This is a genomic window from Paenibacillus harenae DSM 16969, assembly GCF_000422465.1.
GTDB classification, from domain to species: Bacteria; Bacillota; Bacilli; order Paenibacillales; family Paenibacillaceae; genus Pristimantibacillus; species Pristimantibacillus harenae.
In genome coordinates, this window is record NZ_KE383842.1 from 896,600 (window position 1) to 913,369 (window position 16,770).

Here is a 16,770-nt window from a genome sequence, read left to right on the forward strand (position 1 = left end):
ATATTTCGGATAAAGAAACAGTCACCCTAGACGAATGTCCTGCATACACTTTAAATGAATGATTGTATGGAGGAGGTTAAATCAATGACTATTGCAGATAAACAGCTCCAGTACAGAGAAATAATTACGAAAGCTGTCTGCGGCAAAGGTCGTAAGTTTTCCACTGTAACCCATACCGTGACACCGCCTCATCATCCGACCAGCATTCTGGGTGCATGGATTATCAACCATCAGTATGAGGCGGTTCGTTCGGGCGACGGGATTGAGGTTATTGGTACTTACGATATCAACATCTGGTATTCGTACAGCAAAAACTCGCAAACGGACGTTGCAAAGGAATCAGTGCATTATGTCGAGCATGTGAACCTCTCCTATGTAGATCCGAAGCATCGGCCTTCTACAGAGGAAGTGTCTGCCGATGTGATTCAAGAGCCGAACTGCATCGAAGCGAACATTTCTTCGAACGGTTCCGGCGTTGTGGTTCGCGTAGAGCGGGAGTATTCGGTAGAGCTCGTTGCCGAGACTAAAGTGTGCGTAGCGGTTCTTCCAGGCGGTTGCGGCGACCTGGACGGCAAGGACTTGGAGTTCAGCCTCGGCGATAACGACGATTATGAGGATCTGGATCCGGATTTGCTGGACGACGAGCTGTAAGCAAGCCGGGAAACTTGCGGTTTATGTATCATATGCTGCGGGAGCGGCAAATTCGAGGGCGAAAGCCCTCCTTTTTTTTACCGCAACGGATTTTATTGTATTTCGCGGCTAACGGGCGAACGCGTACGATGTGCGATAAAGATCGCCTTAATATATCGCAGCGGCGAAATCGGCGGTTATTTGGAGAAAAAGATAGGAAAAGGCGGGTATCCCTATGGCTTCGACGTGGATTTGGCGCGGCAGCTACGACAGGCTTGAGCTGATCACCTTCGAAGCGGGACAGCTGAATTGGTCAGGCGAACGGAACGGGCAGCCGATTGCGGCAAAGCCCTGGACAGCCGTTAAAGCCGGGGACGCGGTACTCGCCTGGTCGGATGTCCGCCCGATTGACGGCAGCCGCTTTCCGGGCGCCTGGGTGCTGAACGTTAACGGCAGCCAAGCCGCGCGGATGCCGGAGGAAGAGAAACGGCGAATATGGCAGCGTGCCGGCTTATGCGGGGGGAAACCGCTTGAGAGCGAGCGGTTGTTTCTTGTGAGCATCGTTCATTTGGAGCCGGTGGAAATGGTACGGATTGACCGGTCAGGCAGAACAATGGACGGTAAGCCGGTGGTAAAGCTTATGGAGCAGGATACTTGGAGGTCTGTAAAGACTGGCGGCATGCGGGAAGAAGACGCGCTGCAGCAGCGGTCCGCAGCAGCGGCTGGACCGCTGCTGCGGGTTAACGAGCTTCCCTGGCGGGAAGCGGCAGCGGTTGAGAGTGAACGCGCGGAGACCGGGAAAGACGGGATTATGCGGGTAACGGGCTTGGACGATGGCGCCGTACCGGCTGTCGGCCATTGGCCGGAGGATCCGGCCATGCGGCGTGCGGCTCGAACCGCCGTGCAGGCGCTTTACGCGCTGGGTCTCGATATCGGCGAGGCCGAGGTCGCGCTGGGCGGGGACGGGCGCACCGCCGTCCGCGCCGCATGGCCGAAGCTGAGGGATGCGAGGCTGGAGGCGGCAGCGCTGAAGCGGTTCGCCGCGTGGCACGCGGCGGCGGGAGCGGGTTATGCGGGTCGGCGCCCGCTGCTGATCGGCGCCGATCCCGAGTTTGTGCTTGTGACGCCGGCAGGGCGGATTGCCCCGGCGTCGCGTTTCTTTGGCGCAGGCGCCGGCGGGTCGGCCGGCGCCGACGCCGTGCTCGTGCGGCGGCGGCTGCTCTATCCCGTCGCCGAGCTGCGGCCCGAGCCGGCCGAGGACCCGGCCGCGCTGGCCGCGAACTTGCGGCGGCTGCTTCTGCGCGCCGCCGACAAGGTCGGCGCCCCCGCCTTGCGCTGGGCCGCCGGAGCAATGCCCGTACCGGGGCTGGCGCTCGGCGGGCACATCCATATTAGCGGAGCGCCGCTTACCGGCCGCTTGCTCCGCCTGCTGGACAGCTTCGCGGCTTTCCCGCTCGCTCTGGTAGAGGACCCCGCCGGGCGGGCCCGCCGTCCGAGGTACGGGACGCTCGGGGACTTCCGCCTGCAGCCGCATGGCGGGTTCGAATATCGGACGCTGCCCAGCTGGCTGATCTCGCCTGCAGCGGCCAAGGCCGCTTTCGCGCTGACGCTCTTATGCGCCCGCGAAGCGATGAACCTGACCTACATACCTGCTCTGGAGGAGCGGTATGTTGAGGCTTATTACGCCGGCGACCGCGATACGCTGGCCGGCTGCCTCGACGGCGTGGCGGCCGCCGTCTCATCCGCCGCCGGCTATGCCGGGCTGGCGCCTTACATCGAGCCGCTCCTCGAAGCGGCCCGCCGCGGCAAGTGCTGGGACGAACGCAGCGATATCCGCTTGAAGTGGCGGATTCCGATGCAGAAATGAAACTGCCGACGCAAATGGGTAGGATCGCATAGGCATGAGGCAGTAAGAAGCATGATCAGCAGATCGAATGATTTGATCCGCTGAGCATGCTTTTTTATGCTTGTTTTTTACGCATCGGATCTGACAGCTTTAGAAGCTGAACGAATGGCTCGCGTCTGCCGTTGCCGCTGTGAGAGCAAAATCATTCTTACCTCCAACCTATCATTCCTATCACCCCAAAGACCCCCTTATCATTGGATGATGGCGCACATCTGTTCCGCTTGGTATAATAGGTATCTGATGTTTACTTTTGAGGAGGATCGGGATGGCTGGATATACTCCGATGATTTTGCAGTATCTTGCGATAAAGGAAGAAGCGAAGGACGCTTTTTTATTTTTTAGGCTTGGCGATTTTTACGAAATGTTTTTTGATGACGCGATTCATGCTTCAAGGGAGCTGGAGATCACGTTAACCGGACGCGAGGGCGGCGGCGAACAGAAAATTCCGATGTGCGGCGTTCCCTATCATTCGGCCGAGAATTACATAAGCAGGCTCGTCGAAAAAGGTTATAAAGTCGCGATTTGCGAGCAGGTGGAAGATCCATCCGCAGCCAAAGGCGTGGTGCGCCGGGAAATCGTCCGCATCATAACGCCGGGAACCGTCATGGAATCGAAAGCGCTGGAAGGCAAAACGAATAATTTCATTGCCGCGGTCGTCTGCGAAGGGGGCATGCTCGGTTTGTCCGCTTGCGACTTGTCGACGGGGGAGCTGTACGTCACCTCGTTCCCGCAGCAGCTGGAGTCGTTAATCGACGAAATAAACGTGTATCAGCCTTCGGAACTCATCGGAGACGGCGAACTGCTGGATAAAACGCAGGCGGCAGCCGTCTGGAACCGTCAGCTTGCCATGACGCCGCGGGAACCGATGGCGGCGGACAAGCTGGCCGAACAGTACGGGGAAGCCGAGCTGAAGCGGCTGACCGGCGCCCGGCTGCTGGCAGTCAGCGTGTTGACCGGTTATTTGGAAGAAACGCAGAAGCGCTCGCTCGGGCATGTCAGGACCATACATACTTACGAGCCGAATCAGTTTATGATTTTGGACCACTATACGCGCAGAAATTTGGAGCTTACCGAAACGGTGCGCGACCGGAACAAGAAGGGCTCCCTGCTGTGGCTGCTTGACCGCACGCAGACCTCGATGGGCGCCCGTCTGCTTCGCCGCTGGATCGACAAGCCGCTGCTGAGCGGCGCGGCTGTCGAAGCGCGTCTTGACGCGGTAGAAACATTGTATTTGGATCTGATCCTGAGAGACGATATCCGTTCCGAGCTGCAGCCGATTTATGATTTGGAACGATTGGTAGGGCGGGTGGCATTCGGCAACGCGAACGGGCGGGACTTGAATGCGCTGCGGAGCTCGCTGCGGCGCATCCCGAGGCTGACCGCGCTTTGCGAGCAATCCGGCTCGAAGGTGCTGCAGGCCGTTGTCAAGGGAACGGACGACTGCGCCGATTTGGCGGATCTGATCGAGACGGTGCTTGTCGATGAGCCGCCGGTGTCCATCCGCGAGGGCGGGATGATTCGGGGCGGCTACGACGCGTATTTGGACCAGCTGCGCGAAGCCAGCATGAACGGGAAGAAATGGCTTGCCGAGCTTGAGCGGCAGGAGCGCGAGGCAACGGGGATCAAATCGCTTAAAATCGGCTATAACAAAGTTTTCGGCTATTATTTGGAGGTTTCCAAAGCGAATATTCATATGCTGCCCGAAGGGCGGTACGAGCGCAAGCAGACGCTTGCGAACGCGGAGCGATACGTAACGCCGGAGCTGAAGGAGAAGGAACGGCTCATTCTCGAAGCCGAGGACAAAATGGTCGATCTGGAATACGAGAAGTTCATCGAGCTGCGCGACCATTTGGCTCTCCATCTGCACCGCCTGCAGAAGGCGGCCGGCGTCATTGCCGAGCTGGACGTCTATCAGTCGCTGGCAACGGTCAGCGCGGAACGCCGGTTCGCGCGGCCGCGGGTTAACGAGGGCTATGATCTTCTCATTGAAGAAGGCAAACATCCGGTTGTCGAGGCTATGATGGATGGTGCGCCATTCATAGCTAACGGGACGTCTTTGCAGAAGGACAAGCAGTGGATGCTGCTGATCACCGGCCCGAATATGGCCGGGAAAAGCACGTACATGCGGCAGGTCGCCCTCATTTGCATCATGGCGCAGATCGGCTGCTTCGTGCCGGCAAGATCGGCGGTTATTCCGCTCATCGACCGGATCTTCACCCGGATCGGCGCGGCGGATGATTTGATCGGCGGCCAAAGCACGTTCATGGTCGAGATGAAAGACATTCAGGCGATGACCGAGAAGGCGACCTCGAACAGTCTCGTCATTATCGACGAGCTGGGCCGCGGCACCTCGACGGGCGAAGGCATGGCGATCGCGCAAGCCGTTATCGAATACGTTCATCATCACATCGGGTGCAAAGCGCTCGTATCGACGCATTTCCATGAGCTTGCTCATCTTGAGGATTCACTTCCGTCACTGACGAACGCGCGTATGGCCGTCGAGGAAAGCGGCGATAATGTAACGTTCCTTCGCAAGCTGATTCCAGGTGCGGCAAGCACGAGCTACGGCATTTATTGCGCGCAGCTCGCAGGGCTGCCGCAATCCATTATCGGCAGGGCGTACGAGCTGCTGGACGAATCCGAACCGGCGCATGCCGAAGCGGCAGCTCCCCGCAGGAAGCAGCCGGAAGCCGTCGCTGAAGCGCGGGGAATCTTCCAGCTGTCGATATTCGACGAGCCGGCTGCGGCAGCCGAGCCGGAAGCCGGACGCCGCAAAGCAAGTCCGAAGGCGGAGCAGCTCGCGGAGCAGCTGCGCAAAGCAAGTCCGAAGGCGGAGCAGCTCGCGGAGCAGCTGCGCAAGCTTGATTTGTTCAATCTGACGCCTATGCAGGCGATGCAGTGGTTAAATGATATGAAGAGTAAGCTGAACAGCTAATCCAAGTTAGGATGAAAGGGGGAGCGGCCGCATTATGGGGAAAATTAAGGTGCTGGATGAACAGCTGGCTAACCAGATCGCAGCCGGCGAAGTTGTAGAACGGCCGTCGTCTGTCGTGAAGGAGCTGGTCGAGAACGCCGTCGATGCCGGAAGCACGACGGTCGATATTACGATCGAGGAAGGCGGCCTTACCTTCATTCGCGTTACCGATAACGGCTACGGCATTGAGGCGGGAGACATCGCAACGGCTTTCCAACGCCATGCCACCAGCAAAATAGCGACGAGCAGCGATCTGTTCCGCATTGCCAGCCTCGGCTTTCGGGGAGAAGCGCTGCCGAGTATTGCCGCCGTCTCCCGGCTTCAATGCATCTCGTCGGATACGTCTACCGGACTCGCCCGCCGCATTATGATCGAAGGCGGCCGCGTGACGGTTGATGAGCCGGCTAATGCGCCGCAAGGAACGGATATGACCGTGCGGGATTTATTTTATAACACGCCGGCGCGACTTAAATATATGAAAGCGATCCAAACCGAGCTTGGCCATATTTCAGATTACGTGAACCGGATCGCGCTTGCGCACCCGGGAATCGCCTTTACGTTCAAGCATAACGGCAACGCGTTGCTTCGAACGCTTGGAACGGGGGACAGGCTGCAAGTGATCGCCGCCGTTTACGGATCAAACACGGCTAAGGTCATGCTGCCGGTGGAAGCGGAAAATTCGGATTACGAGCTGAGGGGATATATATCGAAGCCGGAGCTCACACGGGCGAACCGGAACGGCATTACCGCAATCGTTAACGGGCGATATATTCGCAGCCATGCGGTTAATCAAGCGCTGCTTCAGGCGTACCATACGCTGCTGCCGATCAACCGGTTCCCGCTGGCCGTACTGGAGATCGGGATGCACCCGGGGCTTCTGGACGTGAATGTGCATCCGTCGAAGATGGAGGTAAGGTTCAGCAAGGAAGCCGAGCTGCGCGCGCTGATCGAGGATGCCGTCAAGAAAGTGCTCGCCCGTCAGAGACATATCCCGGGGCCGGAATCGAACCATCGGCAGGAGCGCTCCAAGCCGTTATTCGTGCAGGATGCCATTTCGTTTCATCGTCCTGCGCCGCAGGAGGAGGCTGTCCGGCCGGCACAGCCTAATCCTTTTACGCAGTCTGGACAACCAGGTCAAACCGGGAATAGATCATCGGCTTCCTCACACAAGCCGCAGCCTCTTGACCGCGAATATGTTCCCCGTGATGCGGCGGAGAAGCTGTACGCGCCTCCGAAGGCGGCGAAGGAGGACTTGCTGGCTGTCAGGGAAGTGACTGCGCCTTGGGAGCAGGCTGCGCCAGCCTCGTTGCCTCGAGAGCATTCCGCGCCAACTTTTCTGCCCGACGCGCTGTCTCCGGAGTCTGTCGGCGCCGGGTATACTACAGCGGAGTCACCAGTGGATGATGTCGCAGAACTCAATAATAGGGCACAGACACCGGAGCATGCGCCGACAGAAGCAAATGAACAGGCGTTGCCCGTATTTCCCGAGCTTCACTGGATCGGGCAGCACCATGGAACGTATATCGTCGCACAGTCGGAGGACGGCCTGTATTTAATTGACCAGCATGCAGCGCACGAACGGATCAATTATGAATACTTTTTTCATAAATTTGGGAATCCTGAAGCTGCAAGCCAGCAGCTTCTCGTCCCGCTTACCTTGGAATTAACGCCTGGCGAAGCGGCGCAGCTGCGTGAGCTTATTCCTCTTTTCACTCAGGCCGGCGTCGAGCTTGAACCGTTCGGCGCGCAGACGTTTCTTGTCCGCGCTTATCCGGAATGGATGCCGCAGGGCGAGGAGAAGGCGCTTCTCGAGGAAATGGCGGAGCTGCTGATCACGGAGCGAAAGTCGATTAACATTGCCAAGCTGCGCGAGAAAGCGGCGATTATGTGCGCGTGCAAAGCTTCAATTAAAGCGAATGACAGGATGAACCGCGAGGAAGGCGAGACGCTGCTGGCGCGCCTCTCGCGCTGCGAGCAGCCCTATACCTGCCCGCACGGGCGTCCGATCATCGTGCATCTCTCCACCTATCAGCTGGAGAAAATGTTCAAGCGGGTGATGTCGTGATCGTAACAACAACCTCCAAGCCCTCTGAACGGGCGCAAGCGCAAGCCGCTCGGCTGGCGCAGGAGCTTGACGCGCGGCTCAAGCCGCGCGGCAATCAGACGGTCCGCAGGCTTATGGACATGAGTCCGGACCATAGGCTCATCGTCGTTACCGAGCAAGAGGTGCGTTATTATGAAGGGCAAACAGAGACCCCGCTATATTTTCACCCAAGCATGGCCTTTGTTCGCGTGAAGCGGCTGCGCAGAGGGGAGTCGGATCCGTTAGTCGAACTGTCCGGCTGCAAGGAAGGGGATCGGGTGATCGACTGCACCGCGGGTCTTGCCGCCGATTCGCTGGTGTTCTCGTATGCCGCCGGTCCTGGCGGAAGCGTCACGGCGATTGAGAGCGAGCCTGTTCTGTGCGCGATCGTTCGAGAAGGACTCGCGGCATACGATACCGGACTTCCGGATGTCAACGCCGCGATGAGAAGAATCGAAATCCGCTGCATGAACCATGCCGATTATTTGAAGTCATTGCCGGACAACAGCGCGGATATCATCTATTTCGATCCGATGTTCAGGCGGCCCATCCATGAATCGAGCGCTATGGAGCCGCTGCGTGCAATCGCGAATATGGACGCTTTATCGTTGGAGAACGTGGAGCAAGCCAAGCGCGTCGCCCGCAAAAGCGTTATTCTGAAGGAGCATCAGGCAAGCGGCGAATTCAGCCGGCTCGGTTTTGAACGGAAGCATGTGAACACGTCGAAAATTGCATATGGAGTGATCGAGCTTTGAATGAACAACTTAACGGCGCCAGCCAGCCGGCGGATGAAGGACCGAAGCGCAAGCAGCCGCTGCTCGCGCTGATCGGCCCTACCGCGGTAGGAAAAACCCGGATGAGCCTTGATATAGCTAAAGCATGGAATGCGGAGATCATTTCCGGCGATTCCATGCAGGTCTACCGCGGAATGGATATCGGTACGGCCAAGATCGCCCCGGAGGAGCGGGAGGGCATTCCGCATCATTTAATCGATATATGCGACCCGGAGGAGCCATACTCCGCCGCGGACTTTCAAGCGGGCGCCGCGCGCGCGATCGGGGAGATCGCGGCCCGGGGCAAGCTTCCTTTTATCGTTGGGGGGACGGGACTCTACGTCGAATCGGTATGCTACGGCTATCAATTTGCCGATAACGGCTCGGATGAAGCGTTTCGGCTCGCGCAGGAACAATATGCGCTTGAATACGGTGCGGACGCGCTGCACGAACGCCTCGCGGAAGTGGATCCGCAAGCGGCAGAGCGGCTGCATCCGAACGATAGGCGACGCGTCATCCGGGCGCTCGAGGTGCATCATTTGACGGGACAAACGTTCTCCGGGCAGCAGGCGGGACAGAAAAAAGAATCGCCCTACGAATTATGTCTTATCGGATTAACGATGGACCGCGCCGAATTGTACCGCCGGATTGAGCAGCGCGTTGATCTGATGATGGAGATGGGTCTGGTGGAAGAGGTTGAGAGGCTGCTTGCGCGCCAATTGCCTCCGAATGCGGTGGCCATGCAAGGTCTCGGCTATAAGGAAATCGCGGAGTATTTGCACGGGAACTGCACGCTTGAGGCTGCCGTGGAGCGGTTGAAACGGGATACGCGAAGGTTCGCCAAGCGCCAGCTTTCCTGGTTCCGGCATATGAAGGATATTCATTGGATCGACATGGGGGAAAATTTTCACAACAATTTGCTGTCCATTCATGGTATAATAGCAGGAAAGTTTCAAGTTGATCTTGAATATAATTCTAATCAATCTTTTTAGACGGAGGTAACGTCCAATGAACAAATCAATCAATATTCAAGATACGTTTCTAAATCAGCTGCGCAAAGACAATATACCGGTGACGGTTTTTCTAATGAATGGATTCCAAATTCGGGGCGTTATTAAAGCATTCGATAACTTTACGATCATTATCGACAGCGAAGGACGTCAGCAGATGGTATATAAACATGCGATTTCCACGTTTACACCGCAGCGGAATGTATCTCTTATGCAGCAGGACCCGGGCGGTTCCGAAGCTTAAGTTGGCGTATGAAGTGAAACTTTCTAATAACGTGCTTCGTTTAACTAGATAGCGGCATGGAAGAGCAACCCGCTCCAAGCTGGGTTGTTCTTTTCATTTCGCGGCAAAACTAGAGTAGACGGACTACGTCTCAACAGGAGGGGAGTCGGCAATGGCTGAGCGACCACGCAGCAAGACTGCACCGAAAAAGAAGAAAAAAAGAAGATTGTCGGGACGCACTTGGTTCTATGGCTTGTTTTTTACGGCGGTCATCGCGATCATCTGCGGAATTATCGGGTATTTGCTAATTGTTCTGAATGGAGAGAGAATCCTGTCCGAAAATGCGAACAAGCTCGAATTCGGCGAAGCTTCGATCATTTACGATGCGGATAAGAATGAAATTGCAAGATTAATGGATTCGGAACAGAATCGCGAGCTGGCCGAATTCTCCGAAATACCGGAGCAGATGCTCAACGCGATCGTCGCGACGGAAGATCAGCGCTTCTATCAGCACTCGGGCATCGACTTCTTCGCGATCGGCCGAGCCATTGTGAAGGACGTCATTGCCCGAAGCGCGGTGGAGGGCGGCAGCACAATTACGCAGCAGCTGGCGAAGAACGTATTCCTGACGGCGGACAAGACGTTTTTCCGGAAAGCGACCGAAGCGTCGATCGCCGTGGCGCTGGAGCATCAGAAGTCCAAGCCGGAAATATTGACGATGTATTTGAACCGGATATTCTTTGGCAAAAACATATACGGCGTGAAGCATGCCGCAAGCTATTATTTCGATGCAGAGCTGAAGGATCTCGAGCTCTGGCAGGTTGCGACGCTGGCGGCGATGCCGAAGGCACCGAACCGCTACAGCCCGATCAAGAATCCGGAAGATTCCATGAACCGCCGGGCGGTCGTATTAAAGCTCATGCACGAGCAAGGCTACATCACGGCTGAAGAGATGAAGCAGGCGAAGGCGGTCGTCTACGTGCCTCCGGCTCATCTGGAGCAAAATACCGGAGAACCTTACCCTGCCTTCGTCGACTATGTGGTCGAAGAAGCGATGGAAGTGACGAATCTCTCCGAGGAGGAACTGCGGATCGGCGGCTATCGGATCTATACGACGCTTAACCCGCAAGCTCAGAAGTCGATTGAGAAGCAATTCGACGATGACGATAATTTCGAGAAAAGCAAGGACGACCGCCAGGTTGAAGGGGCCATGGTCATTATTGACCATCGCGACGGCGCGATTAAAGGCTTGACCGGCGGCCGCGATTACGTGAAGAAAGGGTTGAACCGGGTAAATGTAACCCGTCAGCCGGGCTCATCCTTCAAGCCGATCGTCGCTTACGGGCCTGCGCTGGAGACAGGCGATTTTTACCCTTGGACCATTCTTGACAACGATCAAAAATGCTTCGGCGATTATTGTCCGTATGACCGCTGGGGAGCGACCTCCGTTTCGATGACGCAGGCGATCAAAGACTCGCGTAATCTTGCCGCCGTATGGATGCTTAACGAGATTGGTTTGAAACGCGGCAAAGCATTTGCGGAGAAGCTAGGTTTTACGATTAGCGAGAATGATTATAACCTGACGCTTGCGCTCGGTTCGAATGCAGCGACGCCGATGCAGATGGCGACTGCTTACAGCGTCTTCGCGAACGGCGGCAAGTCGGTTGATCCCCATTCGATCATAAAAATCGAAGGAAAAGACCGTGATCCGTATACGTACAAGGCGCCTGAATCCAAGCAACTGATGTCGCCGGAGACGGCCTGGTATTTGACGGAAATGATGCAGACGGTTGTCCAGAAGGGCGGATCGGGCGCGAGAGCGGCTATCAATCGTCCGGTAGCGGGCAAAACGGGTACGACCCAATTCGGAACGCGGGGTTCCGGCGTTCGCGACGCATGGTTCGTCGGCTACACGCCGGAATGGACAGCTGCGGTCTGGATGGGCTACGATAAGACGGACGAAAACCATGTGCTGGATAACGGCAGCGTGCAGTCTGCTGCTTTGTTCTCGAAGGTCATGCGGGATGCGATGAAGGGCGTACCGAATGACAGCTTTAAAAAGCCGCAAGGGGTGAAGGAAAACAAGCCTCCCGCAACGGTCTCTAATTTCAACGCGGTCTATCTTCCGGAGGAAGCGAAAGTTCAGCTGTCTTGGGATCCGCTCACTGAAGGTGAAATCACGTACGAGGTACACAGGAAAGAAGCTTCGGAGCAGGAATTCGCCCTTTTTGTTGATTCTCTGAAGTCGACGGTGGATGACATGAGCGTCTTCCCGGGGATGACATACGAATATTATGTCGTAGCTTACGACGCCAAGAACAACCTGAGAAGCGAGCCGACTCCAACGATTAAGGTTGAGATTCCGGCAGCGGAAATTGAAGTTCCCGAAATTCCGATGGAGCCTGATCCGAACCTTCCCGGTGAAGAGAACCCTGACGGGGAGCTTCCCGGCGGGGAGAATCCGGATCCTGGGAACGGCGGCGAGAATCTGCCTGATCCGGGCGGGACGCTCCCTCCGGAGCTGCCGGACGGCACGGATCCTGGTGATGGCGGTCAGGGAACTCCTCCTCCCGATACAGGAACGAATGATGGGTCGGTTATCGGAAATGCCGGCGGTATAATAGGCAATGCTGACAATGGAGGCAATACGCAAGGAACGGGTGGTTAGTCATGACGTTAAGCAATCAAGCGATATTCCGGTTGATAGCGGCAGCTGCGGCAATTGCGCTGCTGCTTGCCGGATGCGGCGGCAAGAATGACGGCTTGAAGCAGAGCGGCGACGCAGGCTCAGCCGTCAAAACATTGAGCTGGAGCAAGATGCCGGAGATGACGATTGACCTCAACAAGACATACAAGGCAAGGTTTCAGACGAGCAAAGGCGAATTCACGGTGCGCTTATATGCGGACGAGGCGCCGGTAACGGTGAATAATTTTGTTTTTCTCGCACGCGAGGGCTTCTATGATGGTTTAACCTTTCACAGCATTATCGAATCCTTCATGATTCAATCCGGCGATCCGAAAGGAAACGGGACGGGCACCCCGGGATATTCCATACCGGACGAGCTGGATACGGATCTGAAGTTTGAAGAAGGCATTGTTGCGATGGCGAATCTCAGCAGGCCGAATTCCGGCGGAAGCCAATTCTTTATTTGTACGGGCCCTGATGCTGCTAACTTGAACCGGGAACCGAATTATACGATTTTCGGCAAAGTGGAAAGCGGGATGAACGTTGTGCGGGAGATCGCCCAAACGCCTGTCAAAAACAACATGCCAACCGAAAAGATCATCATTGATTCGATCCACATTGAAGAAAGTTAACGACAAATCGCCACCCGGCCGGGTGGCGATTTTTTTAATTGCAGCGGGCAGCTTGGTTTATTTTATCTGTCGGGTGGAGATGGACGTAAAGATATGGTAATCTTTTTTTATAGGATGTTGTCAATCGTCGTTTTTCACTGGGTAAAGTTTGTTTGAACTTACAAAGAGTAGCAGTCGCAAATTGCTGCGGGCTTTTCCAAAATGAACGGAAAGGTACGTTCCGTATGAAGAGAAAATTTTCAGATCGCGCCAACTGGCGGCGTATATTGCGCAAGAGCTATTCTTGCCTGGCGCTCGACGGTGAGGAATTCAAAGGTCTTGTTACGTTTTACCGGATACACGAATTGCGGGAACCGCTATGGAAAGAATACAACGGCCGACGCCTATGCCTGGCTGACCGCGGTTATTTATGGATGCAGCATTTTCCGAAGGGCGAGCATTTTGTCGTTACAACGATGTTCGATGATAAGGGACGCGTTGTGCAGTGGTATATCGATGTGTGCAAGACGCAGGGCTTAACGGATCAGCAGGTGCCTTGGTTCGATGATCTTTATTTGGACGTCGTCGTCCTTCCGAGCGGAGAAGTATTTCTGATGGACGAGGATGAGCTGGAGGAAGCATTGCGCCAAGGGGACGTAAACGGCAAGGATGTGGCTCTAGCCCGCAAAACGGCCGGCAGATTGCTTTCAAGCATCCGCAACGGCCGCTTTCGTTATTTTACGCTTAGCCTTAAGCATAGGAAGAGCTTGCTCGAAAAAACAGGGGAGCTAAGCGAGTCATGACGGCAGCCGTAAGCCGCAGGAGCAGACCGGGCAAACGTGCGAAAAAAAAACGTTCGCGGCTGCTCCTTTTTCGTGCTGCCGCTTGGATGATCTGTGCAGGTCTTTTCTGGTGCGGCTATTTATTGTGGCTGATTAACGGGTACCCCGCGGATAAACAGATTGCCAAGGCCGAGGCGGGCATCGTGCTTGGCGCAGCGCTTTGGAATGACGTGCCAAGCCCCGCTCTTAAGGAACGTCTCGATTATGCGGCTAAGCTGTATAAGGACGGAATTGTGGACAAGCTTATTTTGTCGGGGGGGCTGGACCTGAACGGGGCGACGAAAACCGAAGCGGAGGGTATGCGCGATTATCTGACCGCAAAAGGTATATCTGCTGACAAGCTGTTACTAGAGAAAGAAGCAACCAGCACCTATGAAAATTTATTGTTCAGCAAAGCGGTGGCTGAAGCGAACGGAATAACAAGGTCGGTCATCATCACGCATGATTACCATGCGGCAAGAGCGAAGGAAGTGGCGAAAAAGCTTCATTACAAGCACTTTCAAGTGGCAGCCACAAAATCCGAGGTATTGAATCCCGTTCTGAATGAAACCCGGGAAGTGCTTGCCTACACGAAATGGAAGCTGGACTCCTTGCTTATCACGCTCGGAATAAGGTCCTCCTAATCGATGCTGTGAATCTGCTAATATGCGGCTGCAAGCTAGAATAAACTTGTAGTGCGGTCAGCCCGCCATAGCTTTCGATGCAAAGGATAGGTGATGCGACTTATGAGTGGACACATCATATCAGGGCCCGGAAATGGATCCGCAAGACCTTCCCGCCAAATTAACGTAGTGCTTAGAAGCCAGGATACATTCTCTACGGGCGCTTCTGCCCATGCCTTGGAATCCGAATCGCTTCCGACGGTCAAGCCGCTGCCCAGCATGGACCAGTATGCCGATATTCAGAAAGAGCTGGAGCCGATGATCGGCATGGACAATGTCAAATCGCTCGTATATGAAATTTATGCATTGCTATATATTAGCCGGATGCGGTCGGAAGCCGGATTATCCGGGGGCTCCCAGGTTTATCATATGATATTTAAAGGAAACCCGGGTACGGGCAAGACGACGATCGCCCGCATCGTGGCGAAGCTGTTTCAGAAGATGGGCGTTCTGACGAAAGGGCATTTGATCGAAGTCGAACGCGCCGATCTTGTTGGGGAGTATATCGGCCATACCGCGCAGAAGACGCGTGATCTCGTGCGCAAAGCGATCGGCGGCGTGCTGTTCGTGGATGAAGCTTACAGCCTTGCGCGGGGCGGGGAGAAGGATTTCGGAAAGGAAGCGATCGACACCCTCGTGAAGGCGATGGAGGATCATCGCAATCAATTCGTGCTGATCTTGGCCGGCTATCCCGCGGAGATTGAAGATTTTCTGCTCACGAATCCGGGTCTGCCTTCACGGTTTCCGATACAGATTGAATTCCCGGACTACTCGGTCGATCAATTAATCCAAATCAGCGAACTGATGGCGAAGGATCGCGATTATATTTTGCAGCCGCAGACCATATTTAAATTAAGGCAGCATTTGATGCAGGAGAAACAAAGCTCGATGTTCTCGTTCAGCAATGCGAGGTACGTCAGAAATTCGATTGAGAAAGCGATCCGGTATCAAGCTGTCCGCCTGCTCAGCCAGTACGCGAATTCCGTTCCTCCGAAGCAGGAGCTGATGCTTATCCGGCCGGAGGATCTGAAATGGGAGAACAGGCCGTAATAAGAGGCCGTCTATCAAAAGGAGCATGTCATGAGCGAAAAAACATACGATACGAATACGAATATGTCCGAAAAAGCGATATTGATCAGCCTAGTGACAGCAGGCGATAAGAGAAAGGGCGGAGATCCCGAGCATTCCCTGCAGGAGCTTGTTCAGCTGACGGAAACGGCCGGCGTCGCAGTACTGACGACGATGACGCAGAATAAAGAATCGGTCGATTCGAAGTGGTTCATCGGCAAAGGAAAAGTGCAGGAAGTGAAGGCGCTCGCGGATGAGCTTGGCGCAACGACGGCCATTTTTGACCAGGAGCTTTCCGGCGCGCAGGTGCGGAATTTGGAAGAGGCGCTGGATCTGAAGATCGTGGATCGCACGCAGCTGATTCTTGATATTTTTGCCGGACGGGCAAAAACCCGCGAAGGCATCATTCAGGTTGAGCTTGCCCAGCTTAGCTATTTGCTCCCCCGTTTATCGGGTCATGGCAAAAACCTGTCCCGTCTCGGCGGCGGCATCGGGACCCGCGGACCGGGTGAATCGAAGCTCGAGATGGATCGGCGCCATATCCGGAACCGGATTACCGATCTGAAAGCCATGCTGGAGGAAGTCGTCCGGCATCGCAAGCTGCACCGGGAGCGCCGCAAGAAATCCGGCGTTGTGCAGGTCGCGTTGGTAGGGTACACGAATGCCGGGAAATCGACGCTGCTTCGCGAGCTTACGCAGGCGGACGTTTATGTCGAAAATCAGCTGTTCGCTACGCTTGATCCGACTTCGCGCATTCTTGAGCTTCCGAACGGCCGCGAGGTGGTGCTGACCGATACGGTAGGATTTATCCAAAATCTGCCTCATGATCTCGTCGCCGCATTCCGGGCAACGCTCGAGGAGGTAAACGAAGCGGATCTCGTGCTTCACGTCATTGACAGCAGCTCGCCTATGCGGGACGAGCAAATCGCGGTCGTAAATAAAATTTTAGGAGAGTTAGGCGCTTCCGGCAAGCCGTATGTCATGGTCTATAACAAGAAGGATTTGTGCTCCGTAAACGGAACATTATCCGATCTGCCGATTACAGGAGGAGACAATCTTGTTATCAGCGCCTATGAACCGGGAGATCTTGATCTTCTGCGTATGACCATTCAAGAGAAGATAAGCGGAGATACGCTGACGTTCGCCGTTCCGGCGGAGCGGGGGGATTTGATTGCTTTGGCCTACAGGAGCGGAGAAGTGCTGCAGCAGGAGGTCAACGAGGATTTGCTGAAGCTGACGGTGCAAGTAAGCAAACAGCAATACGAGCAGCACGGTCATCTTTTGCAGCCTTATCGCGAGTAA

General features: G+C 55.4%; 13 protein-coding genes. All 13 read left to right on the forward strand.

Features of this window, described 5'->3' with window-relative positions:
• Window positions 1–84 precede the first annotated feature (84 nt).
• The 13 genes from H581_RS0114470 to hflX all read left to right on the forward strand — a co-directional run bounded on the left by H581_RS0114470 (window position 85) and on the right by hflX (window position 16,770).
• Window positions 85–651 (forward strand): outer spore coat protein CotE, encoded by a 567-nt coding sequence (locus H581_RS0114470; protein WP_028610632.1) that lies wholly within the window; start codon window positions 85–87, stop codon window positions 649–651.
• Between the two features lie 214 nt (window positions 652–865).
• Window positions 866–2,497, forward strand: a complete 1,632-nt coding sequence (locus H581_RS36445; RefSeq protein WP_051250797.1) for a putative amidoligase domain-containing protein — start codon at window positions 866–868, stop codon at window positions 2,495–2,497.
• 304 nt (window positions 2,498–2,801) lie between these two features.
• On the forward strand, window positions 2,802–5,471 hold the full coding sequence (mutS, locus tag H581_RS0114480; protein WP_028610633.1) for a DNA mismatch repair protein MutS: 2,670 nt from the start codon (window positions 2,802–2,804) through the stop codon (window positions 5,469–5,471).
• Between the two features lie 34 nt (window positions 5,472–5,505).
• Complete coding sequence (mutL, locus tag H581_RS0114485; RefSeq protein ID WP_028610634.1) at window positions 5,506–7,575, forward strand: DNA mismatch repair endonuclease MutL; 2,070 nt, start codon at window positions 5,506–5,508, stop codon at window positions 7,573–7,575.
• Entirely contained in the window at window positions 7,572–8,348 is a 777-nt protein-coding gene (locus tag H581_RS0114490) for a class I SAM-dependent methyltransferase (RefSeq protein WP_028610635.1), read from the forward strand. The genes mutL and H581_RS0114490 overlap by 4 nt, the downstream gene beginning before the upstream one ends.
• A 101-nt stretch (window positions 8,349–8,449) precedes the next feature.
• On the forward strand, window positions 8,450–9,358 hold the full coding sequence (gene miaA / locus H581_RS34040) for a tRNA (adenosine(37)-N6)-dimethylallyltransferase MiaA (protein ID WP_245600081.1): 909 nt from the start codon (window positions 8,450–8,452) through the stop codon (window positions 9,356–9,358).
• Window positions 9,359–9,374: 16 nt separating this feature from the next.
• On the forward strand, window positions 9,375–9,620 hold the full coding sequence (hfq, locus tag H581_RS0114500) for an RNA chaperone Hfq (protein WP_028610636.1): 246 nt from the start codon (window positions 9,375–9,377) through the stop codon (window positions 9,618–9,620).
• Between the two features lie 151 nt (window positions 9,621–9,771).
• Window positions 9,772–12,267: a PBP1A family penicillin-binding protein gene (locus tag H581_RS34045; RefSeq protein ID WP_051250801.1), complete on the forward strand. Its 2,496-nt coding sequence runs from the start codon at window positions 9,772–9,774 to the stop codon at window positions 12,265–12,267.
• A gap of 2 nt (window positions 12,268–12,269) precedes the next feature.
• Window positions 12,270–12,917 carry a peptidylprolyl isomerase gene (locus tag H581_RS0114510; RefSeq protein ID WP_036718626.1) on the forward strand — a complete coding sequence of 216 codons (648 nt, stop codon included), beginning with the start codon at window positions 12,270–12,272 and terminating at the stop codon, window positions 12,915–12,917.
• 224 nt (window positions 12,918–13,141) lie between these two features.
• On the forward strand, window positions 13,142–13,699 hold the full coding sequence (locus H581_RS0114515) for a ribonuclease FAU-1 family protein (protein WP_028610638.1): 558 nt from the start codon (window positions 13,142–13,144) through the stop codon (window positions 13,697–13,699).
• Window positions 13,696–14,361: a YdcF family protein gene (locus tag H581_RS0114520; RefSeq protein ID WP_028610639.1), complete on the forward strand. Its 666-nt coding sequence runs from the start codon at window positions 13,696–13,698 to the stop codon at window positions 14,359–14,361. The genes H581_RS0114515 and H581_RS0114520 overlap by 4 nt, the downstream gene beginning before the upstream one ends.
• Window positions 14,362–14,463: 102 nt before the next feature.
• Window positions 14,464–15,450, forward strand: coding sequence for an AAA family ATPase (locus H581_RS0114525; RefSeq protein WP_028610640.1), 987 nt, complete (start codon window positions 14,464–14,466; stop codon window positions 15,448–15,450).
• A gap of 30 nt (window positions 15,451–15,480) precedes the next feature.
• The gene (gene hflX, locus H581_RS0114530; RefSeq protein ID WP_028610641.1) at window positions 15,481–16,770 is read left to right on the forward strand and encodes a GTPase HflX; all 1,290 of its coding nucleotides are present in this window, start codon (window positions 15,481–15,483) and stop codon (window positions 16,768–16,770) included.

Coding starts and splice junctions, on each gene's coding strand:
- H581_RS34045 (WP_051250801.1), top strand. CDS start 9,772: ATGGCTGAGCGACCACGCAGCAAGACTGCACCGAAAAAGAAGAAAAAA.
- hflX (WP_028610641.1), top strand. CDS start 15,481: ATGAGCGAAAAAACATACGATACGAATACGAATATGTCCGAAAAAGCG.
- H581_RS0114515 (WP_028610638.1), top strand. CDS start 13,142: ATGAAGAGAAAATTTTCAGATCGCGCCAACTGGCGGCGTATATTGCGC.
- H581_RS0114525 (WP_028610640.1), top strand. CDS start 14,464: ATGAGTGGACACATCATATCAGGGCCCGGAAATGGATCCGCAAGACCT.
- H581_RS0114520 (WP_028610639.1), top strand. CDS start 13,696: ATGACGGCAGCCGTAAGCCGCAGGAGCAGACCGGGCAAACGTGCGAAA.
- mutL (WP_028610634.1), top strand. CDS start 5,506: ATGGGGAAAATTAAGGTGCTGGATGAACAGCTGGCTAACCAGATCGCA.
- miaA (WP_245600081.1), top strand. CDS start 8,450: ATGAGCCTTGATATAGCTAAAGCATGGAATGCGGAGATCATTTCCGGC.
- H581_RS36445 (WP_051250797.1), top strand. CDS start 866: ATGGCTTCGACGTGGATTTGGCGCGGCAGCTACGACAGGCTTGAGCTG.
- H581_RS0114510 (WP_036718626.1), top strand. CDS start 12,270: ATGACGTTAAGCAATCAAGCGATATTCCGGTTGATAGCGGCAGCTGCG.
- hfq (WP_028610636.1), top strand. CDS start 9,375: ATGAACAAATCAATCAATATTCAAGATACGTTTCTAAATCAGCTGCGC.
- H581_RS0114470 (WP_028610632.1), top strand. CDS start 85: ATGACTATTGCAGATAAACAGCTCCAGTACAGAGAAATAATTACGAAA.
- mutS (WP_028610633.1), top strand. CDS start 2,802: ATGGCTGGATATACTCCGATGATTTTGCAGTATCTTGCGATAAAGGAA.